General features: G+C 64.3%; 22 protein-coding genes. 13 read left to right on the top strand and 9 right to left on the bottom strand.

All coding sequences use genetic code 11. The annotated features are described in order from the left end of the window. Positions 1-106: 106 nt before the first annotated feature. On the bottom strand, positions 107-688 hold the full coding sequence (locus QOL57_RS11480; RefSeq protein ID WP_089237517.1) for a DNA breaking-rejoining protein: 582 nt from the start codon (positions 686-688) through the stop codon (positions 107-109). Then, positions 688-2,454, bottom strand: coding sequence for a S8 family serine peptidase (locus QOL57_RS11475; RefSeq protein ID WP_089237515.1), 1,767 nt, complete (start codon positions 2,452-2,454; stop codon positions 688-690). Before QOL57_RS11475 ends, QOL57_RS11480 begins: the two co-directional genes overlap by 1 nt. Positions 2,455-2,959: 505 nt before the next feature. Between QOL57_RS11475 and QOL57_RS11470 the strand changes: the two genes are divergently transcribed. The 4 genes from QOL57_RS11470 (at position 2,960) to QOL57_RS11455 (ending at position 5,677) form a co-directional block, all read left to right on the top strand. Further along, positions 2,960-3,385, top strand: coding sequence for a hypothetical protein (locus QOL57_RS11470; RefSeq protein ID WP_089237513.1), 426 nt, complete (start codon positions 2,960-2,962; stop codon positions 3,383-3,385). 3 nt (positions 3,386-3,388) lie between these two features. Further along, entirely contained in the window at positions 3,389-3,802 is a 414-nt protein-coding gene (locus QOL57_RS11465; protein WP_089237511.1) for a hypothetical protein, read from the top strand. Between the two features lie 131 nt (positions 3,803-3,933). Then, positions 3,934-4,374: a DUF2231 domain-containing protein gene (locus QOL57_RS11460; RefSeq protein ID WP_089237509.1), complete on the top strand. Its 441-nt coding sequence runs from the start codon at positions 3,934-3,936 to the stop codon at positions 4,372-4,374. Continuing rightward, on the top strand, positions 4,367-5,677 hold the full coding sequence (locus tag QOL57_RS11455; protein ID WP_089237507.1) for a sorbosone dehydrogenase family protein: 1,311 nt from the start codon (positions 4,367-4,369) through the stop codon (positions 5,675-5,677). The genes QOL57_RS11460 and QOL57_RS11455 overlap by 8 nt, the downstream gene beginning before the upstream one ends. 111 nt (positions 5,678-5,788) lie before the next feature. Here QOL57_RS11455 and QOL57_RS11450 read toward each other — a convergent pair whose 3' ends face one another. Beyond that, positions 5,789-6,451 carry an exopolysaccharide biosynthesis protein gene (locus QOL57_RS11450; protein WP_089237505.1) on the bottom strand — a complete coding sequence of 221 codons (663 nt, stop codon included), beginning with the start codon at positions 6,449-6,451 and terminating at the stop codon, positions 5,789-5,791. Positions 6,452-6,623: 172 nt separating this feature from the next. Here QOL57_RS11450 and yidA point away from each other — a divergent pair, with 172 nt between their 5' ends. From yidA to QOL57_RS11435, 3 genes are all read left to right on the top strand, one after another. After that, a complete protein-coding gene (gene yidA, locus QOL57_RS11445; RefSeq protein ID WP_089237503.1) occupies positions 6,624-7,457 on the top strand; it encodes a sugar-phosphatase in 834 nt (277 codons plus the stop codon). 363 nt (positions 7,458-7,820) lie between these two features. After that, on the top strand, positions 7,821-10,136 hold the full coding sequence (locus QOL57_RS11440) for a TonB-dependent receptor (protein WP_089237501.1): 2,316 nt from the start codon (positions 7,821-7,823) through the stop codon (positions 10,134-10,136). Between the two features lie 247 nt (positions 10,137-10,383). Then, complete coding sequence (locus tag QOL57_RS11435; protein ID WP_238379492.1) at positions 10,384-10,692, top strand: hypothetical protein; 309 nt, start codon at positions 10,384-10,386, stop codon at positions 10,690-10,692. A 39-nt stretch (positions 10,693-10,731) separates the two neighbouring features. Here the strand turns inward: QOL57_RS11435 and QOL57_RS11430 are convergent, their stop codons facing one another. The 4 genes from QOL57_RS11430 to QOL57_RS11415 all read right to left on the bottom strand — a co-directional run bounded on the left by QOL57_RS11430 (position 10,732) and on the right by QOL57_RS11415 (position 17,652). After that, the gene (locus QOL57_RS11430) at positions 10,732-15,078 is read right to left on the bottom strand and encodes an AAA domain-containing protein (protein WP_089237497.1); all 4,347 of its coding nucleotides are present in this window, start codon (positions 15,076-15,078) and stop codon (positions 10,732-10,734) included. Positions 15,079-15,114: 36 nt separating this feature from the next. Continuing rightward, positions 15,115-15,567 (bottom strand): hypothetical protein, encoded by a 453-nt coding sequence (locus QOL57_RS11425; RefSeq protein WP_141134226.1) that lies wholly within the window; start codon positions 15,565-15,567, stop codon positions 15,115-15,117. A gap of 100 nt (positions 15,568-15,667) precedes the next feature. Further along, positions 15,668-17,173: a YifB family Mg chelatase-like AAA ATPase gene (locus tag QOL57_RS11420; RefSeq protein WP_089237493.1), complete on the bottom strand. Its 1,506-nt coding sequence runs from the start codon at positions 17,171-17,173 to the stop codon at positions 15,668-15,670. A 128-nt stretch (positions 17,174-17,301) separates the two neighbouring features. After that, entirely contained in the window at positions 17,302-17,652 is a 351-nt protein-coding gene (locus QOL57_RS11415) for a helix-turn-helix transcriptional regulator (protein ID WP_089237491.1), read from the bottom strand. A 446-nt stretch (positions 17,653-18,098) separates the two neighbouring features. Here QOL57_RS11415 and QOL57_RS11410 point away from each other — a divergent pair, with 446 nt between their 5' ends. The 6 genes from QOL57_RS11410 to QOL57_RS11385 all read left to right on the top strand — a co-directional run bounded on the left by QOL57_RS11410 (position 18,099) and on the right by QOL57_RS11385 (position 23,992). Next, positions 18,099-18,407 carry a hypothetical protein gene (locus QOL57_RS11410; RefSeq protein WP_089237489.1) on the top strand — a complete coding sequence of 103 codons (309 nt, stop codon included), beginning with the start codon at positions 18,099-18,101 and terminating at the stop codon, positions 18,405-18,407. A gap of 170 nt (positions 18,408-18,577) precedes the next feature. Next, positions 18,578-19,825: a hypothetical protein gene (locus QOL57_RS11405; RefSeq protein WP_089237487.1), complete on the top strand. Its 1,248-nt coding sequence runs from the start codon at positions 18,578-18,580 to the stop codon at positions 19,823-19,825. Beyond that, positions 19,822-20,667: a hypothetical protein gene (locus QOL57_RS11400; protein WP_089237485.1), complete on the top strand. Its 846-nt coding sequence runs from the start codon at positions 19,822-19,824 to the stop codon at positions 20,665-20,667. Before QOL57_RS11405 ends, QOL57_RS11400 begins: the two co-directional genes overlap by 4 nt. Beyond that, positions 20,657-21,430 (top strand): class I SAM-dependent methyltransferase, encoded by a 774-nt coding sequence (locus QOL57_RS11395; protein WP_089237483.1) that lies wholly within the window; start codon positions 20,657-20,659, stop codon positions 21,428-21,430. The genes QOL57_RS11400 and QOL57_RS11395 overlap by 11 nt, the downstream gene beginning before the upstream one ends. A gap of 10 nt (positions 21,431-21,440) precedes the next feature. Next, complete coding sequence (locus QOL57_RS11390; protein WP_089237481.1) at positions 21,441-22,748, top strand: ABC transporter permease; 1,308 nt, start codon at positions 21,441-21,443, stop codon at positions 22,746-22,748. Beyond that, positions 22,745-23,992 (top strand): FtsX-like permease family protein, encoded by a 1,248-nt coding sequence (locus QOL57_RS11385; RefSeq protein ID WP_244900685.1) that lies wholly within the window; start codon positions 22,745-22,747, stop codon positions 23,990-23,992. Before QOL57_RS11390 ends, QOL57_RS11385 begins: the two co-directional genes overlap by 4 nt. A gap of 31 nt (positions 23,993-24,023) precedes the next feature. On the opposite strand, the gene QOL57_RS11380 is transcribed toward QOL57_RS11385, so the two are convergent. Both QOL57_RS11380 and QOL57_RS11375 read right to left on the bottom strand, forming a co-directional pair. Beyond that, complete coding sequence (locus tag QOL57_RS11380) at positions 24,024-24,539, bottom strand: cold-shock protein (protein WP_089238158.1); 516 nt, start codon at positions 24,537-24,539, stop codon at positions 24,024-24,026. 46 nt (positions 24,540-24,585) lie between these two features. After that, positions 24,586-24,942 carry a hypothetical protein gene (locus QOL57_RS11375; protein ID WP_089237479.1) on the bottom strand — a complete coding sequence of 119 codons (357 nt, stop codon included), beginning with the start codon at positions 24,940-24,942 and terminating at the stop codon, positions 24,586-24,588. Between the last annotated feature and the right edge of the window lie 253 nt (positions 24,943-25,195).

Here is a 25,195-nt window from a genome sequence, read left to right as displayed (position 1 = left end):
ACCTTGGGATCCTGGTGGGGGCCGACCGTTGGTCGGCACGCCCGCTCCCAATCCCCCGGCCGGCCAGGAGAGCCAACCGACCGGGGGCACCACGCAACGCCTTAGATCACTTCTTCTCTTCCCACTGCACCACGTCCGGCTCGGCCGCGCGGATACCCGCGGTCGACAGCAGTTTGGTGGTCGCGTCCAGTGCAGCATTTACCGACGGGTACTCTACGATCGCGCGCCCCGAGGCCTTCGACACCTTCACTACGGTGCCGCCGGTGGCGGTGGCCGCGCGCTGGGCCGAGGCCGCATCGGTAAAGAACACTTTCACCCGCGAGGTCGCAACCACCGGTGCGCCGTCGTTGGAAACCGCCGCTGCGAACTTGCCGGCACCGGCATCAGCGCCGCCTGCTGCTGCACCATCCAGCGAGCGCTTGCTGCGCGCGCTGGTCGTGGTCGCCGCCGCCTGCGGCGTAATCGTGAACTGACCGCCTGCGGCCTGCTTCACGGTGGTCGAAGGAGACAGCTGGAAACGCGCGCCGCCCACATCGAACGAACGGCCGGTGGCGGAAGCTTTCAGTTCCTGCGCATCCACGGTGGACAGGCTCCGGGCCGGTGGGGTCTGCCCCGAGCTCTGTGCCCAGGCAGGGGAGGTCATCGCCACGAAGGCGAGCGTGCTCAACAGAATGGTCGTCTTCATCATCAGTGCCCCAGAACGCGGATCTTGAAGAATTCGAGGTTGCCGCGCGATGCAGCGTTCGCGGCCTGCCCCATGTCGGTTACTTCCAGCGTCCAGGTGCCGGTGGCGTTTTCATCCAGGAAGGCATTGCTGGACAGCAGATCCCAGTTGGTGAAGTTGCGCTGCACGCCACCCGTGCCGGAGCCGATGGCAGTGAAGGCCGGCTGCACCACGCTGCGCGTGCCACTGGGCGAGATCAGCACGAACTGCAGCTGGCGGGTGTTGCTGTGGTTCACCCGGAAGCCCAGCTGCACCGATTCGATGTTGCGTGCACCATTGGCTACCTGGAAGGTCAGCCGTGCAGCGGCGTTGGTGGTGTTGCCGATGGCGACGGTGCGCGTGGTGGTGCGCCAGCCGGTGTCCAGCAGCGGGCCCAGCGACTGGAAGTTCTCCGCTACCTGCACGGCACGCGCCGCATTGACCACACCGAAGCCGTACCAGTTGCTGTACGCGCGGTTGGCGGCGTTCACCGTCCAGCCCGGCACCAGCGTGCGCCCGTCGGCCAGCGTCACCGCCGGCTGGTTCGGGTGGTTGCGGGTAGCGGTGGTGGCCAGGATGTACTTCACATCGCGGTAGGACAGGTTCGGATTGGTTTCCAGTACCAGCGCTGCCACGCCCGACACCATCGGCGTCGCTGCCGAGGTGCCGTTCATCCTGCCGGTGTAGTTGCAGGTGCTGTCGAGGGCCGACAGGTTGCTGTCCAGCGCGTTGTAACGCTGGGCGTTGGTGTTGCTGCCCTGCGCGCAGCCGGTCACGTCGGTGGTGAGGATGGCCGGATCGTAGCGAACCGCCAACTGGTTCGGCACGTACTGCCGCTGCCAGCCGTTCTCGCCGCCGAAGCCGGACACCCACAGCGCCGAACCGGTGGACGAGTACGACGAACGCACGCCGTCGGCGCGTACTGCCGCCACGGTGATCACGTTGAACAGGTTGTTGCGTGGATCGCGGCCGGCCGGCACGCAGCCGGTTCTGCGGTTCCTGGTGTCGGCGGTGCAGACGTCCTGGAACTGGTTGATCGCGGCGTTGTCGAAGTTGTTGCCCGCCGCCTTTACGTAGATGCCGCCGCGGCCACCACGCGTGCCGGACAGGGCCTGCTCATTGGATGCCACGTCGTTCTGGCTGAAGGCGAACGGCAGGTTGGGGTTGCTGGGACCGGCGCCCCAGCTGTTGTTGAACACCTGCACATCGGCCGACTCGGCACCATCCCACCACGAGTACTCGATATTGCTCAGCTGGTTGCCCCCTGCATCCGAAGCCAGCACGTTGAAGCCCTTCAGCGTGGCGGCGGGCGCAACGCCGCGGACGCCCACGCCGTTGGCACCGACCGCACCGGCGATGCCGCCGACCATCGTGCCGTGGTTGTCCCTGTTGGGGTCGGACGGCGAAGGGTTGTTGCTGCCGTTGGCGAAGTTCTTGCCCGCAACAGCCGCCACGTTGGCCGCCAGGTCCGGATGGGCGATCTGCAGGCCGTCGTCGACGATGGCGATGGTGACGCCCTGGCCGCGGATGCCATTGCGGAACAGCCCATCCACGTTGAGATCGTTGCCGGCCACCGGCAGGGTATCGCCCAGCACCGCTTGCCCGGTGTTGAGCAGATGCCACTGTCGACCGGCAAGCGGATCAGCCTGTTGCGCGTGGGCAGTGAGGGCCAGGCTGCCCAGCACCAGGGCAGTGGCCAGGGCCAGGCGCGCAGAGCGCGGTGGCGCGGAGCGTTGCGTGTGTCGCTTCATACACGAATCCTTCTGTTGTGAATCGGCATGGCAGGACGGCGGGGCGGATCTGCCCCATCGCAACGAGCCAAACGCGACACAACGAACAACCCCCTACCTCTTCACGCAGCCAATGTGCTGATGTGCCAATTGCGTCACAAACACTCATGCCGCCTGGTAATGACGACTGCGCGCAAGCATCTTCACGCTGCCTTCGCGTATTCCATCCACACACCATCCTGCGCACGTTCGGCCAACCTGCGACATGCCAGCAGCACACCATCAGGGATCGTCGCCTTGAACGGCATGGACTCCGCACCGCCGCCCCATACGCATTCCTGTGGAGGCATGGCCAGCAGAGCCGATGCGCTGCTGATCCTGGCTGGAGGACATGTACCAAGCGGATGGGGGCTGTTCGGATTGCGACCGCGTGCAGATGCCAGCATCGCGTCCTGCTTGTGCCCGCAATATTCTTTCTCTGCCGGGGTCGCGACCCCATAGCTGATGGTTCGGGATGAACACAACGATGGGCAGTAGCCTGCTGACACTCATGGTGCTGGCGCTCTCCGGCTGCGAAGTTCTCAGCGCCCGCTACGCCACGTTCCAGGAAGCCGCTGCGGACGAAGCCATCGAGCGTGGCTGGTTGCCTGAGTGGCTACCCATCGATGCGATCGATATCCAGGAAACGCATGATCTGGACACCAACGAATCCTGGTTGGTGTTCCGGACGACCAGCGGCCGGTTGAACCTGCCGGCTGATTGCGTTGAGACAACCACGCCTGTCATTCCCGAACGTGCCGCCATGCGGAAGTATCCCGGCTTCGCGCGCAAGGCACGCGATGTGGCTGCCAGTAGTGTCGGCCCATTCAAGAAATGTCCTGAACGTATCAACGATCGTTGGATCCTGCAGGATCGGGAAACGGGATGGAACTACAGCCGGTTGAAGGGGTGATCGATGGCCGGCAACGCCACGCAACCCGCCCGCGGACATGCAGACCAGAAGCTGCTCACTGTGGCCAGCATCCGCAAGGTGGTGCTGTCGCTGTATCACCGTCGTCATGACTATGGGACCGACGCCGACATCGCCGAACTGCTGCCGGAGCTCACTGCCTTCAACATCACCACGGTGAAGCAGCTGCGCCTGCTTATGAAACGGCACCGACGCGCGCTGCTGCGGGAGGAGAGGGTGAAGATGCCACGAGCGCAGACGCTGGACCTGCTGGCCGAGGGTGGCTGGCGTGGCATCGATGTACACGCCAACACCAGCTGGTACGCGATTGGCGGCCTGGTCCGCACCAGCATGGAACATGAATTCGGCTTTGAGACCATGCTGCCGTTCCATGAGATACGTGACGACGAACCGGCGTAGCGTGGAAACCGTTCGACCGCTGCGGCAAGAGCTGCCGAGCATGGCTCGGCACTACAGGGCGTCGTCGCGCCGCTTCCCGGGCAGCTGTGCTACTACAGCCCGTGCACCCCTTCCCCGTACGGAGCACGACCATGGTCAACCCTGTCGCCCAGGCCCACCGCGGCCTCGGCACAACACTCTTCAGCCTGTTGAACCCGATACCGTTCGGCTTCTTCGTGGCCGGCCTCATCTTCGACATCCTCTACCTCAACACCGCCGAGGTGATGTGGGGCAAGTCGGCCGCGTGGCTGATCACCTTCGGCCTGCTGATCGCCATCCTGCCGCGCCTGATCAACCTGTTCGCGGTGTGGCGCCGCAACGGCACCGCCACCGGCACCGATCGGCTGGACTTCCTGCTCAACCTGGTCGCCATCGTGCTGGCCATCTGGAACGCCTTCGTGCATAGCCGCGACGCCTATGCGGCGGCCGTACCGGGCACCCTCCTTTCCGCGCTGACGGTGGCACTGATCGCGCTCGGCTTCATCCTGCTATCGCTGCAGCAGCCGGTACTGCAAGGAGCCCGTCATGGCTAAGCGCATCCTGCCCGTCGTGGGCGTGCTCTCGCTGGCTTTGGCGCTGGCCGCATGTGCCGGCAAAGCCGAATACCACCCGGCCGATCAGTCCGGTGCGCAGCCACCGCTGCCTGCACCGCAGAACTACCTGATGCCGCCGATGCAGGTGCCCAAGGGCGTGGGCTGGGCCGAGGGCCAGGCACCGTCGGTAGCCGATGGCCTGAAGATCGAACGCATCGCCGCCAACCTGCAGCATCCGCGCCGGCTGCTGTCGCTGCCCAACGGCGATGTGCTGGTGGTGGAAGGCAATGGCCCGGGCGAAGAGCCGGTCACCACGCCCAAGCAGTGGATCGCCGGCAAGGTGAAGGCGCGCTCGGGCAAGGCCGGCAAGGGCGGCAACCGGGTCACCCTGCTGCGGCGCACGCCGGGCACCAACGCCTGGACCCAGCACGTCTACATCGAAAACCTGCACTCGCCATTCGGTATCCAGCTGATCGGCGACACGCTGTACGTGGCCAACACCGGCAACATCATGAAGTACCACTACGTGCCCGGCGAAACCCGCATGTCCGACAAGGGCAGCGAGTTCACCGACCTGCCCAGCACCATCAACCACCACTGGACCAAGGAACTGCTGGCCAGCCGCGATGGCAGCAAGCTGTACGTGGGTGTGGGCTCCAACAGCAACATCACCGAGAACGGCCTGGCCGTCGAGTACCGCCGCGCGGTGGTGCTGGAGGTGGACGTGGCCACCAGCGGCAGCCGCATCTACGCCTCGGGCCTGCGCAACCCCACCGGCCTGGACTGGGAGCCGAGCACCGGCAAGCTGTGGGCGGTGGTGAACGAGCGCGATGAGATCGGTGCCGACCTGGTGCCGGACTACCTCACCTCGGTGCAGGAGCATGGCTTCTACGGCTGGCCCTACAGCTACTACGGCCAGCACGTGGACGAGCGCGTGCAGCCGCAGCGGCCGGACCTGGTGGCCAGGGCGATCCGCCCGGACTTCGCCATCGGCTCGCACGTGGCACCGCTGGGCCTGCTGTTCTACACCGGTCAGGCACTGCCGGCGAAGTATCACGGCGGCGCTTTCATCGGCGAGCACGGCAGCTGGGACCGCTCGCCGTTGAGCGGCTACGAAGTGGTGTACGTGCCGTTCAAGGATGGCAAGCCGGCCGGCCGCCCGGAAGCGGTGGTGAGCGGGTTCGCGTCCAAGGATGAGAAGACGCTGATGGGCGCGCCGGTCGGCATGGCCATCGACGCGGAGGGTGCGTTGCTGGTCGCCGACGACGTGGGCGACGTGGTGTGGCGGGTGTCGGCGAAGTAGCCGGCCACCCGCGCGTCACCCGTGTTGTAGAGCCGAGCCCATGCTCGGCTGACGTGCGCAGCGCGGGGTTTCCACGCCCAGATGGAAGAGCAGCCGAGCATGGGCTCGGCTCTACAGCGCTGACGACCCGGTACGCATCCCACTGAACACCGATTCGGCTGCAAAGCCCACACCGCCCAGCAGTACGCCGAAGTACACCACCGACGCCACCACGAAGCCGTAGCCGGCCGCCACCGCGGCGCCATCGCGCTGGATGAAGCCGATCGCAAATGACATCAACGCCAGCGCCGGCAATGTGTTGCTGAAGGGGATCGGCCCGGCCGGCAGCATCAGCAGGATCGTGGCGAACACCAGCGCCAGGTTGTTCAAGCGCATCATCTTCTTCGAGCGCACCATCGCTGCCAGTCGCATCGGCCGTGACAGGCGTTCCATCCGGTGCACCCATTTCAGGGCTCTGCCCAGGTTGGCCTTCAGCTTGTCGGTGGCGATCTGCTTGTCGGCCAAGCGCTGCGGCACCCACAGCGGACGGTCGCGCACACGGCTCAGGCCGATCAGCAGGATGGATGCACCGAACACCGTGCTCAGCCCGGGAATCGACACCGGAATCAGGAAGATCGCCGACAGCAGGATCACCACCAGCATCAGGCCTTCGTCGCCCAGTGCGTGCAGCAGCGTGCCGACACGGATGTGGTCGCCGGGCAGACCTTCGATCAGGTCCTCAATCTGCTGGGCAAGTGGGGCGGTGTCGTTGGCGTCGGGCGCTTGGTAGGTCATGCGTCGAAGGAGTGTCCAGGGAAGGGCGGTCGATAGGGCCGTCCTGCGGTGGGGGACGCACAGGCCCCATGAGTATCTCCGGCCGACGCGGCGCGGAGGTGAACCGGGCATGAGGCCGGCAGTACCCGGCGGACTGACCTAAAATGGGCGTCCCCCGCACTGGTTGAAGATGATGGACATGGGTCGCAGGCAATCGACCATCGAACTGGTCGCCATCGATATGGATGGCACCCTGCTGGACCCCGTCCACAAGCTCACCTCGCGCGTGAAGCAGGCCATCGCCCAGGCGCGTGCGCTGGGCGTGCATATCGTGTTGACCAGTGGCCGCCCGGTGCCGGGGCTGGCGCCGTTCCTGCAGGAACTTGGCATCGATGGCGACGATGACTACTGCATCGCCTGCAACGGTGGCCTGGTGCAGCGCATCGGCCCGCGCGAAACGGTGGTCGAGTACCCGCTCAGCTTCGATGATTTCGTGTACTGCGAACAGGTCGCCCGCGAGATCGGCGTGCATTTCCAGGCGCTGGACGCACAGCGCATGTACACGCCCAACCAGGACATCAGCATCTACACCGTGGCCGACTCGCATCTTTCGCGCATGCCACTGTCGTACCGCCGCGTGGCCGACATGGCCCCGGGCATGTCCTTCATCAAGCTGATGATGATCGACGAGCCAGAGGTGCTGGACGCTGCCATTGCGCGCCTTCCAGCCGCGCTCACCGAGCGCTTCGCAGTGCTGAAGAGTGCGCCGTTCTTCCTGGAAGTGTTCGACCGCCGCGCTGGTAAGGGGCCGAGCCTGCAGAAGCTGGCCGAGCACCTGGGCATCGATCGCGCCAACGTGATGGCCATCGGCGACCAGGAAAACGACCTGACCATGCTGCAGTACGCCGGCACCAGCGTGGCGATGGGCAATGCCATCGATGCAGTGAAGGCTACCGCGCGTTTCGAGACTGCGACCAACGCCGATGAAGGCGTGGCCAAGGCGATCGAAGCCTACGTGCTGCAGTAACCGCGCGTCGATCTGCCCAGGTAGTTGCCAACCTTGGTTGGCACACGCAGACGGCAAGCGCCGACCAAGGTCGGCCTCTACCACGCCAAGGCTATACCCACGTATAGCCCGGCCATCCCTATCGCCATTGGCGCTGTACCACGGTGCAATGGCGGATGCGGCAGTGCGATGCAAGAATTCCGCACGTCGAAATCACCCCGCCGCATCACCCGGAAGATCACCGCTTCCATCCGCTGCTGACCGACGCGCACCGCGCCGTCACTCCTTCAACGCAATCGCCGCCAGCCAGCGCGCCGCATATCGGCGTTGCATCGCGCTGGGCATGCGTCTGCGCCACCTTTCCCCTGCACCCTGGATCTGGCCATGAACACTCCACCTACGCTTATTGCCTTGGCGATCGGCACCGCTCTCGTTGCACCGTTGCACGCTGCCGAGTCGACCGACGCCGCCCATGAAACCCCCACCACCCTGAACGCGCTGCAGGTCATCGCCACGCCGCGCGGTGCCGCTGTTGCCCCCACCCAGGTGGTCGGCCCCAACCGCTACGTCATCAATGCCACCGACCTGGATGCGATGGTGTCGGGCAACAACGGCCTGTCGATGCTGAAAAACGTGCCGGGCGCGAGCTACACCGCCACCGACGGTCTCGGTCTGGACATCTCCGCCACCAGCCTGTTCGTACGTGGTTTCCGCATGAATGAAATGGGCATCACCTTCGAAGGCGTGCCGCTGAATGACAACGGCTTCCTCTCGCTTACCGGCACCAGCGTGGTCAACGTCGGCGTGCCCGATGGCATCGGCTCGATCACGGTCAGCCCGGGCGGCGCGCCGGTCAGCGTGTTCTCCAGCAGCGTCAATGGCGGCAGCCTCGAGTACCGTCTGGCGGAGCTGCAGGACACCCCCAGCCTGCGCGTCAAGCAGGGCGTGGGCAGCAACAACACGCTGGTCACCACGGTCTCCGGCCAGAGCGGCCAACTGGGCGAGCACGGCCCGAAGCTGCTGGTCGACCTGCAGCGGGTGTCGGCCGACAAGTACCAGGGCGCCGGCACGCAGAAGTTCCTGCGCGGCGACCTGAAGGCCCAGCAGGATGTGGCATGGGGTGACTTCACCGTGTTCCTGTCCGACAGCAAGGCCGCGGTGTGGGGCTACAACAACATCTCCTTCGACATGATCCGCAAGCTGGGCTGGAAGGCCGACAGCTTCTATCCGGACTATGCGTGGGCCTACTACGTGGCCTCGCCGGAGAACGCCGACAAATCCTGCGGCGCCTACACCTGCGGTGAGCTGTCCGAGCTGATTCCGTACGACACCGGCCAGGTGACCCGCGACCGCGTCGCGTCGATCAACCACCGTTTCCAGATCACGCCCGCGCTCAGTGGCAACGTGCAGCTGTACAACGCCAACAGCCACACCCAGGCCACCCTGACCGACCCGACTGTGCCGTCACCCAACGGTGCGCCCTTCTCCGAGCAGGTGCAGACGCCCCGGCTCAACCGTCTGGGTGGCATGTTCAACCTGCAGTTCGAAGCCGGTGCGCACACCATCACCACCGGCTTCTGGCAGGAGAAGAGCAAGGCGGCCGCCAAGACCGAGTGGTACCAGCAGCCACTGCTGGGCGAAGGCACGCCACTGAAGGCCACCGGGCCGTTCGACGTGTACGGGCCGGCGTTCCAGACCGACAACGCATCCAGCTGGGTGACCCGTTCACGGCAGTTCTATCTGCATGACAACTACGCCGTCACCGACACGCTGGTGCTGGGGCTGGGCTTCAAGGCGGTGGACTTCAGCACCACCGGGGGTGGAATCGGCGATGCACCGGAGCGCCCGGTGTCAGGTACGCTGCGTGCCAAGAGCAGCTTCCTGCCGCATGTGTCGCTGTACTGGAGCCCTACCGAGCGGACCGATGCCTTCATCGACCTGGCCAACACCATGAACGGCTATCGCGTGGCCCAGCGCGGCAACATCGGCTACACCGCATCGGCCTGGACCATCACCGACCAGGAAGAGTTCGACCGCGTGGCCGGCACCCTGCGGCCGGAGAAGAACTGGAACCTGACCGTCGGTGCCAGCCATCGCTTCGACCGGCTGACGGTGACTGCGGACGTGTTCTACAACGACATCCGCAACCGCCTGCTGTCGGCGGCGATCGGCACCCAGTTCGCACAGATCAATACGGTGCGGCTGATGCCGAAGATGCATGTGATCGGCGCCGATCTTGGCATCACCGCCGACCTCACCGATCACCTGCAGTTCTACCAGGGCATCGCGCTGGCACGCTCGTACTACGACAGCGATTTCGTGGTGGGCGATACCGTGTACCCGATCAAGGGCAACGCACAGCCTGGCTATCCGCAGCTGTCGCTGGTCAGCGACCTGTCCGCGCACTTTGGCGGTTGGCGTTTCGGCGCAACCAGCACCTCGTACCTGCGCCAGCCCTTCACCTATGAAAACGACATCCGCGTGCCGACGTTCTGGCAGGTCAACGCATACACGGCCTACAAGCTGGGGGCGGACAGCCTGCTGCCGGGGCTGGAGCTGCGGCTGGACGTGAGCAACCTGTTCAACCGCAACAACATCGGCACCGCCACCATCGCCGGTTCGTCGTTCTCGGGGGATTACCAGACCCTGCAGCGCAGCGCACCGCGGCAGGTGATGTTCAGCACCTCGATGTCGTTCTGATCCTCTGCCCGTAGATCCACGCCATGCGTGGATGCACTTGGCGTTCCTCGGCGGCTGCCATGACCGGGGTCGGATCCCTCTGCCACGCAAAGGGCTCCGACCCCATCCGCTGTTTGCACGATCTGCACTGATTTCGTGGCACCAACGCAAGGTTCCCACAATGTTGCTGGGTCATCCTGTACGCATGGCACAGCAGAACCCCCGTTTTCCTCCAGTCCGCAGGCGCGCCCATGGACGTGCGCGTCCGGTGCCGTTCGCAGCACCGACGGTCGACCTGGAGGCCGAGTACCAGTTCTGGCAGGTCTATGACCGCGTGGTCCGGCCCCTGCCCGGGGGCGGCTTCCGCCTGGCCTGGCTGGTGCTGCAGACCGTGTACCGGGCGCGGGCGCGCTATCCCGACGACACCCACAAGCTCGCGCTGTCACGCGTGCTGTTCGGCGCGAACATGACCGCCGACCGCGCCGCCGAGCTGGAGGAACTGTACGCGCTCGTCAGCCGCCGCCTGGCGGCGGTGGCGGTACGCGGCCAGGATCCCCTCCGCATGATGGGATCCTGATCCGTCCCGCATCACCCACCACGCGTGCCATCGCCCCCGTCAGCTGACCTTGCAGGGCATGCAGATCCGTCCCACCCCGCCAGCACCGGCGCGCAGGTCAGGGTCGAAGAATTCCTCCTGGCTGCGGATCTGCCCGCAGCGGCTGCAGACCTTCTTTTCCTTCGACTCCAGTCCCTGCACCTGCTCGATCACCTGATCCACCGCGGCCGAGCGGATTTCCGTGCCGGCCACCTCAATCAGGCGATAGAGCCGGTCGGACAGTGTCTGCACCGGGTCGCTGCCGAGGTTGAAACGGTTGATGCGCAGGAAGCGATAGCCGTAGCTTTCCAGCGTGAGCTGGCGCTCGACGTCGGCCTCCACCAGATAACGCTCGTGGTTGCCCACATGCACCGGCTTGTCGCGGCGGAAATGGAACTCGAAGCCGTCGTACTCGATCACGATCTGCAGTGCGCCGCGCACGGTCTGCACGGTCACCAGGAAGTCCACGCGCCAAGCAGGGTGCTGGTAGGTCGGGTCGAGCTGGCGCAGGTAGTCGCCTACCGGGAACTGCGGAATGATCTCGACCGCATCGCCATGAGCGAGCACGAAGGGCGTCTGCTGCAGCCACTGCAGCACCTTCGATTCCATCGGGCTGCGCGCGTCGGTCTGCGCGGCGTCGGGCGCGGGGCGGTCCAGCTGGCTGGCGTAGTAACGCAGCGCATTGCCGATGGCACCGCGGAACGCATCCACCGGCATCGAATGGACGAACCAGATCGCCTCCTGCGCACGGGAGAAGCCGACATTCAGACGCTGCACCTTCAGCTTGTCCTCCACCGCATCCACCGCGCCGGTCAGGCTGACCGGGAAGATGTAGTTCAGCGCATCCTGGCCGGCGGTCGCCACCATCGAATAGAAGATCAGCCCGCGTTCCTCACCCTGGCAGGAGTCGACCGTCATTACCTTCAGCCGAAGCCGCTCTTCGAAATCGCGGCCGCGCGGATGGTTGAACAGCGCCTTGGACAACAGCGTCTGCTGCTCGCGGAACGGCGTGATGATGCCCACCGTAGGCGGAGCGTCGGTAGCCAGCAGTTCGACCAGGCGCTCGGCGATGAAGGCTGCTTCGGCGTCGTTGGTGCTGCGGCTGGTGCGGTGCCCGCTGGCATCGACCTGGCTGAAGCGGATCACCTCCTGCAGCGGCCGGCTGCGGATCTTCAGTGCCTGCAGCTGGTGGTTGTAGAAGGTGGAGGACGAGAACCCGATCAGTTCCGCATAGCTGCGGAAATGCTTGCGCAGCATCACCGAGTACGAGGCCGAGAGCGAGCAGAACTCCAGCACCGAGCGCTTCACATCGAACATGGCCAACCGTTCCAGCACGTCGGCCTGCTGGCTGACGTTGGCGCGGAAGTAGTTGACCAGGTCCGAGCGGTACTTGTCGTTCAGCGCGATGCTGGCGTTGGCCGCCTTGACGTTGGAGAACTGCTTGGAGTCACCCAGCACCACCACCTTGCGCGCGCGCAGCAGCGCCGGCAGCGCCTGCGCCACCGATACCTGCGAGCCTTCATCGATCACCAGCACGTCGAACAGGTCCGGCGCCAGCGGCATGTACTCGCCGAACTCGCGGATGCTGGCGATCATCACCGGGAACGACTCGCGCACGCTCTCGAACTTGTCCACTGGGAATTTCTGCCGGTTGGCGATCACGCCTGCCAGCGCGCGCGCGTCGGCACGGTGATGATCCATGAAGCTGATCAGGCGCCCATCCACGTGGGCATTCATCACCGAGGTGTTCAGGCGCTCCAGCTTGGTCTTGGTGCCGACATAGTCGTACTGCGGTGCATCGACGAAGGCCTTGCGCGTGGCCATCCAGCCCTGCAGGAAGCGCAGGGTCAGCGCCCACAGCGCCGGGTCGTCCTTCGGCTCGGCCAGCAGGGTCTCGACGATGGCCGGATTGAGCCGCGCCAGCAGGGTCATTGCCTGGCGTGCAACCGCCGCACCCGGTCCCGGCGCGGCGCCGTGGGCGATCTGCCGATAGCTGGCCGGCAGCTGTGCGCCCAGACCTTCGGCCTCCAGCTTCATGCGCAGCGCGTTAGCGCCCTGCACGATGGCCTGTAGTGCCGCTGCATCGTGCTTGAGCAGCAGTGGGCGGGTGGTACCCAGCTGGTTGAGCTGCAGCTCCAGGCCGCGCACCGCATTGCCGCGCAGCAGATAGCCCAGCACCGGCATTTTCAGCTGCTGGTACTGCAGCAGCAGCGTGCCCAGCAGCCGTACCTGGTCGGCATCCAACGACTCGAACAGCTCCCAGCCGTCAACCGGTCGGTCAGCAAGGAAGGCCGTTGTCACCGCATCGCGACGGATGCGCTCGTCCAGCGACGCCGGGGTGTAGTCGGTGCTGCCGAACAGATCGGCAAGATAAGCTTCAAGTACGTCCGCCTGTGCGGTCACCGCTTCCAGCTCGGCCAGCACGTTGGCATCCATCACCGCGTGCACCTGCTGTAGCACCGCAGGCGCGCGCTCGCCCAGTTCCGCTTCCTGCTCGTGCATGGTCTTCACGGCGGCAAGCGAGACACGCCCCAGCGTCTGCACGGTGCTGGAAATGGCCTGCCGCAGGGTCTGCGCCGTGTCCTGCCGCTCGCTCTCAAGGGCGGGCTGGTTGGCCTTCATGGCCTTGGCGAAGGCCGAAATCTGGCTGATGGTGCCGGTGGAGGTCAGGCGCTTGAAGTTGGCTGCCTGCTGGCCGAGCCGCAGAATCGGGTTGGGGAAATCACGATCGTGGCGAACCCGGCTCATCGCATCGGACAGCTTGTCGTACACCACGTCCAGCGCTTCGGTCTTGTCCGACAGCACCAGGCAGCTCTTCTTGTTGAACGCACAGTCGGCGGCAATGGCGGTGATGGTGTGCGACTTGCCGGTGCCGGGCGGGCCTTCGACCACCACGATCCGCCCCTGCGGCTCGCGCACGGCCAGCAGGATCTTGCGCTGTTCCTCGTTCAGCGGGATGGGCGAATCGAACACCATGCGCTCCACCAGCGGCAGCGCATCCCAGGCCGATTCCACCCGTTCCCCGATCGGCTCGGGGTTGCGCATCAGCACGCCTTCCACCATGCCGTGGAACAGATCCACCAGCTTCGACCCACCATTGCGGGCCTGGTCGATGATCTCTTCGAAATCATTCAACAGCGCCTCGTCGGCGCGCTCGAATGCAGCCAGGTGCAGGGCCGGCGACAGCGCCACGGTGGCGGTGGATGCCTCGCTGGCGGACGAGGAAAGCGAGACGTCGCCGCCCAGATCCACCGCGTTGGCCACCTGCCGGAACAGCGATGCCGCCACTTCAAACAGGCTTTGTGCCGGGTCGAGGTACTGGATGCGCTCCTGGATCGGCGACACCCACTCGCGTGCCATGCCCACGGCTAGCTCCTGCAGTACGAAGTCGATCGCGCGGCGGTTGGCGAACAGACGGTTGCTGAGCGTCAGGGTGTAACCGGACCCATCCTTGGCCCGCACCACGTCCAGCGGCAGATAGAACACCGGGTACTGCACGCCCGCGTACTTGAGCGTGCCCACGTAGAGATACAGCTGCAGGCCATCGCCGGTGGCGACATAGGTTTCCAGGTCGCGGAACTCATGGAAGGCATCGGCTGCCACGAAGTTCTCGAAGAAGGCCATCAGCGCGCTGATCGTGCCGTCGCGGGTCAGCTGGTGCTCGCAGGCCAACTGCAGCGGCAGCTCGTCGCCGGTGGCCAGCAGGCGCGCCAGCACTTCCGGCAGCGTCTGGTACAGATCGACAACGGAGCGCGTGACCAGGTCCGATTCCGCCGCGTGCAGCGAATCCATAACCCAGTACGCCTGGCCCTGCAGCGGGCCGGCCAGATGCGCGATCAGCGGCCGCACGACCTGAACGCACATCGCATCCACCAGGCTGCCCTGCAACGATTCCACCCAGGCTTCCGGGTCCTCCAGAGCGCCGGCCATGCTGGCACGCGCCGTGTCGAGCACCGCCACGCGCACCGTGGCGATGGCGGTCTCGCTGATGGCGTTCACCTGCTCTTCGACAATCCGCCGCAGCGTCGCGCTGATCGGCCGGGTATAGCTGCGCGGGCCGATGGTGAAGGAAAGCTCCTCACCGGAGGGCCGGCTCAGCAGCTTCCACAGTTCCTTGTCCAACGCCGGATAGGGCGCCGTGCGCATGCCCGCGCGGAAGCCGGAATCGCTGGTCAGCACGATGCGGCGCCGGGGTGCCTGCGCGCGCTTGAAATCGGACTCGAGGAAATCGCGGAAGTACTGCGAGATCCGCACCGCGATTTCGCGCATCTTCGTTTCACCCACTGACCCGCCGCCGCCGGTTGCCGCAGGTGTCGGCGGAGTGGATGCATCGGAGGTCGGCAGGTGCGGCGGCTGGGGAGTGCTCATGAATGGCTGGGCGGGCACCTGGCGAGGCAGGCACCGCTAGGGACTGGGCCCTGCATGGTCGCACGCGTCGCCCGTGGCGGGGAGGGGGCCAAGGCCCTCCTGTACCGACGGCAGGATCATGTGTGCCGTCAGCGATCGCCAGAACAGCGATTCGTCGTAGCTGTCAAAGTCGGTCCGGACCAGAATCGGCGACGGTAGGCCCTGCGCGCGCAGGCGCAGACGAATGCTGGCCACCTCCTCGCTCAACCCCATGCCGAACAGCACCAGCTGCACCTTTGCATCGCGCAGCACGAACGACTCCTGCAGGCGCTTGCCGAGGCCAGCCGTCAGGAACGTTGCCACCAGATCGTAGTTGCGCCACTCCAGCACCGACAGGCCGCTGTCCACGCTGTAGATCGATTCCATGCGGATCAGGCCGCGCCGTCCTATCGTCCGTGATATCCGCTGACGGGCGGCCTCCTGCCCGCCCATGATGAGCATCCTGAGCAAAACCGCATCTCCTTGTGTATGGGCTCGCGGAAATGGTCAGGGCGCAGGTGGCATCGCAGATATCAGATGAATCTGATTCCTTCATGCATGCAGCAGCGTGCTAGGTGCCTGGCTTGCCCCGATCCAGCTGCCGGTAGCCAATGGCCTCGGCCAGGTGCGCGGTCTGGATGGCTCCACTTTCGGCCAGGTCAGCGATCGTGCGCGCCACGCGCAGGATGCGATGCATTGCCCTCGCTGAAAGTTGCAGTCGCTCGATGGCGTGTTCCAGCAGGTCCTGGTCGGCTTCGCTCAAACGCGTGCACGCACGCAGGGCAGCAGGAGCCAGGTGCGCGTTGAGGCCACCACGCGCCTGCTGCCGTGCATGCGCCGCTTCCACCCGCATACGCACGCTGGCGCTGGGCTCGCCCAGCGGCGTACTCTCGCGCAGCTCCACCGCGTCCATGCGGCTCACGTTGATGTGCAGGTCGATGCGGTCCAGCAACGGGCCTGATACCCGCGCGCGGTAGCGGGTGATGCGCTCGTCGCTGCACAGGCACCGGTTACTGCGGTCGCCGGCCCAGCCGCAGGGACAGGGGTTCATTGCCGCCACCAGTTGGAAGCGCGCGGGATACACCACGCTGCGCCCGGCGCGAGAGATGCGGATGTGGCCCGACTCCAGCGGCTCGCGCAGGGTTTCCAGCGCACTGCGGTTCCACTCGGGCAACTCATCCAGGAACAGCACGCCATGGTGCGCCAGCGAGATTTCACCGGGGCAGGGCGGATTACCGCCACCCACCAACGCCGCTGCACTCGCACTGTGGTGTGGCGCGCGGAACGGCCGCTGTCGCCAACGCTTCGGGTCCAGCCCTTCGCCACTGACCGAGGTGATGGCCGCCAACTGCAGGGCATCGATCTCTTCGGAATCCGGCAGCAGGCTGGGCAGGCGCGAGGCCAGCAGGGTCTTGCCGCAGCCGGGGCTGCCGATCAGCAATAGATGATGGCCACCGGCCGCCGCCACTTCCAACGCCCGGCGCGCGAGCGCCTGCCCGCGTACGTCGGCCAGATCCGGAACTGGCAACGGTGTGGTTTCCACGCGTTCCACCTGCGGCAGCAAGCGTGGATTGCCCAGCCCGGCGCAGCATTCCAGCAGGGTACGCGCCACGCGCACATCCGCGTGCTGGGCCAGCGCGGCCTCGGCAGCGTTGCCGGGCGGCACGATCAGGATGCGCCCAGCTTCGGCGGCGGCGATGGCGGCGGGCAGCGCGCCGGATACCGGTCGTAGTTCGCCGGTCAGGCCCAGCTCGCCGATGAACTCATATTGCAGCAGCGATTGCGGATCGACCTGACCGCTGGCGGCGAGGATGCCAAGGGCAATCGCCAAGTCGTAGCGCCCGCCTTCCTTGGGCAGGTCGGCTGGGGCAAGGTTCAAGGTGATGCGCCGCTGCGGAAAGTCGAAGCGCGCGCAGAGCAGGGCGGCACGTACGCGCTCGCGCGACTCACGCACGCTGGTCTCGGCCAGGCCGACAATCTGGGTGACGGGCAGGCCACCGGAGAGATGCACTTCGATCCGCACCAGCGGGGCGTCGACCCCGGCGCGGGCACGGCTGTGGACCAGCGCCAGGCTCATGTGTGGTTTCCTGCAGAGGGCGCTTGATGGTGAGGGGGCGACGTGCCGATCACCATCGGAATACTTCGGCAGGGCATCTAGGATTTGTCCGGCCAGCCACTACGTGTGGTTCAGTCGTCGGGACTACCTCAGATATGGCGTTCGGCAGACCTCATCAACTCAACAATATTGTCGAGAAGGGAGATCGGAAGGTTGCGCGATGCCGTCAACATGCGGGCTTCCATTTGCAGGCGCATTCCTTCTGGCTTTCCACCATCGGCGATGGTGTCCCCCGCAATCAGCCAAGATACGCTCACGCACGTGACCCTGCTCAGCGCATGCAGATGGTCGATAGACGGCACGAAGCCTAGTTCGCGTTCCCAGTGGCCCACCGTCGCCCGGTTTACGTTCAGGGCTTTGGCGAGATCGGTTTGAGATAGCCCGTTGCTGATACGCGCAACGCGGATCCGGGCTGACAGTGAATCAGTGCGGAACTCCATGAATACTCCCCTTCCTAGGCTGCCTTGCACAGGACATGCGGAGAAGTGTGTGAGCGCCAATACAGATCGTCAATTCTGTAGCAGGCCTACTATGTCGGTTCTCGCACGAATCTCTTCTTGAATGTGCTGAGGACGCTGCTTCTGACACGTGGCGATATGGGATGAACGCCGTGTCCTCCCTATCCATGGCCAAGACGTTAGCGACAGCGGCGTCCTTTCAGGGCAAGCCCACAAGTGAAAATACAAGTACTCACCCCATGATGGCTGTCCTCTGGACGTAGTGAAAGCTGAGGCGCAACCGCCCAAGCGAGGCAGGAGCTGTGCGCGGCACAGCAGCGAGGTTGCAGCCGGATACCGGAAGGTCGTTGAATCAAGTTGAGCCAGAACGCTGATCACGTTCGCAACTCAGAAGATCAAGTGCCCACCATTACATGGAGTAAAGAAAAATGACCCAACGCACTGCTGTGAAGACTCTCTCGTCCCTCACGCTGATCATTGCGGGTGTCGCGGCCGCAGGCTCGGCTTCTGCTGCGACATCGAACAGCACTTTCGCCAATGACATTGTGGCGTCGACGTCTATCCAGGCGGATATGCAGTCTCTGAGCACTAGTGAGTTCAGAAACGAAGAATCTGCGCTTCTCGCAGATGGGCACCATCACTCCGATTCTTTCGGATCGCATCACCACCATGACACGGCGAGCAAGCAGATGGCATTTGTTTCGCGCATTGCCGCGGATTCCCGATTCGACGTCTGAAGAGAGAGGGGCGGGGATCTCTCCGCCCCTCGTACGTGGATCGCTGTCATACAGAGCCTATGGAGGCCAGAGGTGGTTTTCGATCTTGGGCCTCAAGGTGGATCTGAAGGGTGGATAAGAGCGGCCAGGAGCAAGCGGCGAGGACGGCGATCACCGCATGGAGTAGAAGAATGAATTCGATGACCCAGGCGCAACGGCCTGATGTAAGAAGCCCGATCTGCCTGATGGAGATCGCAGATACAACAGAATGCATGGAGTCGGTCGTCGAGGGCATCCTGTGGTCAAGACTTCGCAGGATGAGAGCGCGACTTCAGGAAGTGCTTGCTGACCAGCAATACGGAGTCACGGCTCGTGCCATGCACCAGATCTACCAGTCAATCGGGCCTGATCGCCAAGCCCGTGTACTGCTCAGTTCCGAGTTCTGCGAGCAGCATCTGTGTCTGGAGTCTGCGCGGAAGGGCAGGCTGGAGGCGGGAGCCGACGAGCAGGAAAGGGCCGAGGAACAGGCCCGCGCGCTTGGCGCGCTGCACGACATCATCGCTCGGGAGAAGTCGATTTCGGAGCTGGCGCAGGGACGGACAGGCAGATATCTGAGGGAGGCGAGGCAGTGGCAGTTGTACAGTCCGGTTGGAGACTGTGTTGCCGAAAAGGATGCTGCTGGAGTGTGGACGCTTCGGCAGTTGCCGAAGCTGGGTGACTGTATCGCGTTGGACCTTGAGAGCCCGCCGGCGCGGCACCATGAGCCACGCTCTGGAGTGCTGAGCCAACCGTGCTTGCCGCTGACCGATGTGGAGCGCGAGCATGTCTCGCGAAAGCTGTCAGAGGCGCTGGCGGCGATTGATCGGTCAGAGCCCTTGTACGGCGTTCTCATCCGCAACTTCGTCCGGCGGATCACCGTACGCAAGTCGGCAGAAGTCACGTCCGACGAAGCCGGCCGCTACGGCTCCGAGCATGTACCGAGGCAGCCGGGTTCCATTCGACTGTTGAACACGCATAACCCCGAACTTCTGGTTGAGGCGTGCATGGAAAGCATCATGCATGAAAGCACCCACAACTATCTGGCCGCATGGGAGCTTGCCAACGGGTTCTTCGTTGCCAATGACTACCGGCACCGTGTCGTGTCTCCGTGGTCTGGCAATCCCATTCCCAACTCCTCCTATATCCACGCGGTCTTCGTCTACTACGTGTGTCACCGCCTGCTCAAGCGTCATCTCGAGATTTCTCCGGACTTGGGTGAAACCGCCAAGCGCCACGTCCAGCGCAGGTTGGCCGTCTGCGCCGCCGGCTTCCTGATCGAGCAGGATCTCAGCGGTCGGTTGATGAGCAAGGATGCCATCAATGGTGAGGTCGGGCAGATGATCGATCAGATGCAGGCCGAGATGAAGCGTCAGTATCGCTACGGGGAGTGGCAGCAATGAGCAGAACGGTCGTCATCCACGCGGATCACCTTGACCCGGTCGCGCTGCGGGCGCTGGCTACGGGTGTCCCTGCCATACACATTGATGAGCTGATACCGGTAATGGAGGGTCAACCCTGGCCCGAGGTTCTCCGCTTGAGCCCCGGTGCGCATCTTGAGAGTCTGTTCCGCGGAGCCAACGTGGTGAACCGGGTCTTCTCTGTGGAAGAAACGCAGATCGAACGGTTCCTTGCCGAGCGCGGGCTGGACGTCCGCTGGTTCCATATCCGCCTGCAGCCGCTTCTGGCGCTGGGGGTGAGCCTTTGTCACGACACGGGCGCGCGCGGCGTGTCGCGGTGCCTGGCCCCGCTGAACGTGCAGTGGTTTGAACTTGAACGCGCCCTTCCAGAGGCGAATACACCCGACTTCGCATACAGTTTTGGCTACGAAGAACCAGACCTGTCCCGCATCGAAGACCCCATGCAGAAGTCGGTATGGTCACTTTTTGACTGGCGGCAGGAACGGCAGCTTGATGACGAAGAGCGCCGCAGGCATCAGTTCCACGTTTCCAGGCCGAAGGGCGTCCCCGTGATCGTGTGGTTCCTTGGGCCGGACTACAACGGAATCCACTTTCCCCGTGGAAGCGTTGAGGTCGATGATGCTGTGTGCGGGCAGCTGACGCGAGCAGCTGCACAGGCCTTCCGTTCCGAAGCGGGAGAGATGCTCCTGTACGTGACCGACGAGGCAGTCACCTTCCACGCATTCTCGCCCTACCTTCGTTCCGTCGCCGCCGATGCGGCTGTGCAGGACGCGTTGGACGCGTGGTTGCTTGCCGGCAACGCCGGAGGTGTGAATGCTGCTTGAAAAGCTGAGCTCGCTGCGTGAGTCCATGGGCTGGGTCTACGGTAGCGAGGACCTGTGCGTACTGCTGTACAGCCTGGTCAAGCGGATGCGTCCGCGTACCGTGGTCGAACTAGGAACCGGATTTGGCGTCACTGCGGCCTGGATGGCCGGTGCGCTGCGGGAGAACGGTGGCGGTGTCATCCACACCTACGACAATGGCTCGCACTTCTCCAGCGAGCCGGGCGTCAGGTTTATCGAGGGCCTGCAGGGGCCGCTTGCCGATTCACTGCGGGAGACGGGGCAGGACTATCCCGCTTTCCTGAAGCACGTATTCCAGTGGGCCGGGGTCGAGGGTCACGTGGTAGCCAACTGGCAGGAGATCGGCTTCGCCGATATTGCCCAGGCCCCCGCGTTTGACGACGGAATAGATATGGTCTTCTCCGACTTCAACCACTCCCAGGACAGCATCCAGGCCTTGCTGGCGGCGTTCTTGCCGCGCATGGCGGAAAGTGCCTCGATCTTCATCGACAGCGCCTCCACCCAACGGCTCAGCTATCTGACCCTGGAGGCCACTGTGGATGCCCTGAATCAGAACAAGGTACCCAGGGCGTTCATCAAGGAACGAAGCGAGAAGGACATCGAAGCGATCCTTCGTATCGTCCAGCGCTCGCGCTTCCGCCTGATGCATCTGCTGGAAGCCTGTGACAGGGCGCAGAACAGCACAGCGTGGATCTCGATTGAGCCGGTGGACGTGATTCCGACTGCGGCCACCTTCCTGCATTAGAGAGACCTATATGTTCGGCTATTACGTTGCGCTGGCCCGCACAAGGCTTCTGGAAACAAAGGGGATGAGCGCCGCGCTGATCCTGGCGCTGGGATTGGGCATCGGCGCAAGCATGACGATGTTTACTGTCGTGCGGACAATGACGTGGGATCCACTACCCGGGCGAAGCGAGCATCTCTATCACCCCTTCATTGACGCACTCCCCACGTCCTACGACGTCAAGCCAGGCATGGACCCGCGCGTGGCCCTCACCTGGGTAGATGCGCAGAACCTGCTTCGGCAGGCCCCCGCCTCCCATCAGACCGCGCTGGCATCTGCTCGCCTATTGGTGGATGCCCAACGCAGCGTGCAGATCCCATTCTTCACGCAGGGGCAGTATGTCACTGCAGATGCGTTTGCCATGTTCGGCATCCCAGTGGCGCAAGGCAGGGCATGGACACGTGAAGATGATGCTGCCCACGCCCGGGTTGTCGTGCTGAGTCAGGAACTGGCTGCTCGTTTGGGCAGTGAAGGCCTGGTGGGAACAACCGTTCGGCTTGGCGGCCAAGCATTCACGGTGGTGGGTGTTGCGGGTCCGTGGAGCCCGCGCCCCCGGTTCTATACGGACCTTCAGCGGGATGTGTTCAAGGGGCGCGAAGACTTCTTCATCCCGATAGGTGTTGCGGCAGAAATGCAGATGACGGTGTCCAACAGCGTCTTCTCATGGAGTCGTGACAAATCACCCAATCGCCTGCAGGACGCTCGGACGTCGTGGATCCAGTTCTGGGCCGAATTGCCTGACGTGGCCAGTGTCGAGCAGTACGAGCGCTTCCTGGGCAACTACGCACGTACACAGCACCAGGCGGGGAGGTTTGACAGGACAACCGCACCGCGGATGGTGTCCTTGAAGGACTTCCTGGTCGAGCATCGCATCATCCCCAACGAGGTAAAACTGCAGTTGGCGCTGTGCCTGGGGTTCCTGATCGTTTGCCTGCTGAACATGAGTGCCTTGATCTTCGCCCGCTTCATCCGCCGGTCCCATGAAATATCGGTCCGCCGAGCGCTGGGCGCCCGCCGGCAGGACGTCATCTATCAGCTCTGCACTGAAGCACTGATCATCGGCGGCCTGGGCGGAGCGGTGGGGTTGATCGTTGCGGAGGCCGGCCTCTACCTTGTGCGGATGCAGCCGGAGGACTACGCCTCGCTGGCAAACATGGATCTCAGCATGGCCGTTCTCACCGTTGGCCTGGCGTGTGCTTCCAGTGTCATCGCTGCGTTCTTCCCTGCGCTGCGCGCTACCTCAGGCCGTCTGGCCATGCAGATCAAGGCTTCAGAATGAGCATTGCAGAAGTCCCCCTTATCGTCCGGGCGCTTACTCGCAACCGCTTCATCGCGTCCATTCTTCTGGTGCAGGTGCTGGTTGCCACGGCTTGCGTTACGAACCTTGCGTTTCTGTTGTCCGAGCGGCTGGGAACCCTCACCTACAAGACGGGCCTGGAAGAGGTGAACCTGGGCGTCATCGAGACCGAGTACCTCGGGCCTGCAGCAGCCAACCCTGCAGCCTCGATCAAGACCGACCTGGAGGCCATCCGGCAGCAGCCAGGCGTGGAGCAGGCCATCGCAGCAGAGTCGATTCCCCTTTCCCAGCGCAGCTGGACGGTGGGATTCACCAACAAGGTGCTTGAAGGGAATGATATCTCCGGCATTGTCGAGGCAGAGCCGGCTGTCTACACGGCATCTTCGCCTGCAGCCAAGGTGCTGGGTCTGACCATTGTTGCCGGCCGTGATCTGTCTGCGGGGGCGTTTGTGCCGATGGAGGCCAGCGCCGACTATGCCGGGCTCTACAAGGCGAGCGAGGCCGTTGTCTCCCAGGCACTGGCGGACAAGCTGTTTCCGGAGGGCGGCGCAGTCGGCAAGTTCCTGTATGCCGATGCGCAGCATCCCATCCAGGTGGTCGGCATCGTCAAGACGCTTTCCCGACCAGTTCTGAAGACCGATGCAGATAACGACATGTCACTCATCCTGCCGCTGATTCCGGACGGGCCTCGCGTGATGTTCGCCATCCGCAGTGCTGATGGGCGAGTGGCGGACGTGATTGCGTCCAGCGAAGCGGCCTTGTCGCAACGCGATGCGAACCGCACGATTTCCCGCAGCACCTCGTTCCGGGAGCTTCGCGCCGACTACTTCCGCCACGATCAGACCATGGCGATCATGTTCCTGAGCTCCGGGTTGGCGCTGTTGGTGGTAACCGCTACGGGTGTGTACGGACTGGCCAGCTTCTGGGTCCGCAAGCGGTACCGGCAGATCGGTATCCGGCGCGCACTGGGCGCCCGGAAATCCGACATCCTCCGTTACTTCCTGGTGGAGAACCTGATTCTCACCGCCACCGGCTCTGTTGTCGGTACCGCACTGGCCATCGGCCTGAACATGGCCGTGGCCCGGTACTACGAGGTAGCCAGGATCGAAGCGCCATTTTTAGCGATTGGCGTACTCACGGTGCTTCTGTTGGGCCAGGCCGCAGCATTTGTACCGGCTCGACGAGCAGCCAGAGAAGTCCCGGTAGCGATCCTGCGCTGCGCCTGACCCATACGGGACTGTCTTCGGGCCAGTGTCCCTACCAGCGTACCGTTTCTTGCGAACGGTACCGTCCAACCGTAGCGTCGAGGCCGCACTGCTCTTTGCGGGGCACGCGCTCTACGACGCTACGCATGCTCGCCTCAAACCACGACGGCTCTTCAGGCGCCACCAGCAACCGTCCGCGGCTCTGGTCGTGATCCAGCCAACGCGGGACATTGGCGTGTAGGCGCGCGATATCGGGTGCACGCCGCAGTGCATCCGTAGGGATTCGGATCGACACACGTGAGGATGCATTCTCCACCGTCATCACCCGAACGCCCTTGCACCGGATCTCGAAGGACGTCGCCTCGGAATACCGCGTGTGCAGCTCAAATCCCTCTTGGGCTTTCGCAGCTACGAAGCCGAGCGCATCGCCGCGCAACAACCGGTAATCGAACGCGTGCAGCGTTTGATAGGCCCACACCTGCTCGACTGCAGGTTCGGGCCATTGCATCCACACCGCAACGGCCAAGGCGCCGCACAGCGCCGCAGCGGCAAGGCCGTGCTTCTTCATTCGTAGCCCCGCGCACAGGAAGAAAGACATGCTCAAAAGCGCGCTGTCATTCCCTTGGCCGTACCCGCTCGTGGATGAAGGCGGTAAGAGCGATATCGGCCATCACCAGCCCTTCCATCACCCGGTCGCCCACGTGCTGGTCGGGCTCACCGTTCTGACGCGTGCGCTCGGCTGCCAGCAGGAGTTCCTGCACGATGCGCTGGCCCGTCAGCGCGCAGTCGGCGTCGGACAGCTGCATCTGCCGGCTGCGTAGGTGATGGCGTTCGGGCCACGGCTGACCGTCGGCCGCAGCGCCTGCGCCGATGCTGCGCAGGATGGCGATGAGGCTGTTGGAGTCCAGCGCAGGTGCAGGCGAGGGCGCTTCCTGGATGGGGCGCGGGGGAGGGGAGTGTGGCGTGGTCATGGCAGGCTCCGTGCAAGCAGGCAGAAGCCGCCACCGATAAAGGTGGCGGACGATGCGTGGCTCGAAAACCGGGCTAGGGACAAACCGGCGGGTACAAGACCCCCACGCACCGTCCGCCATAGCCGGCAGACGGATTGCCAGCCGGCACCACGCGTGGCGGTGCCGGCTGACAAGCGTAAACAACATCCCTAGAACTCGGGTTTTCGACGCCCGGCCACCCGTTGTCGGTGGCTCTACCAGAGTTGCCTGATGT

Origin of the sequence: Stenotrophomonas sp. yr243 (assembly GCF_900184195.1) — a bacterium.
GTDB lineage: Bacteria > Pseudomonadota > Gammaproteobacteria > Xanthomonadales > Xanthomonadaceae > Stenotrophomonas > Stenotrophomonas lactitubi.
This window is presented reverse-complemented; position numbering and strand designations above follow the sequence as displayed.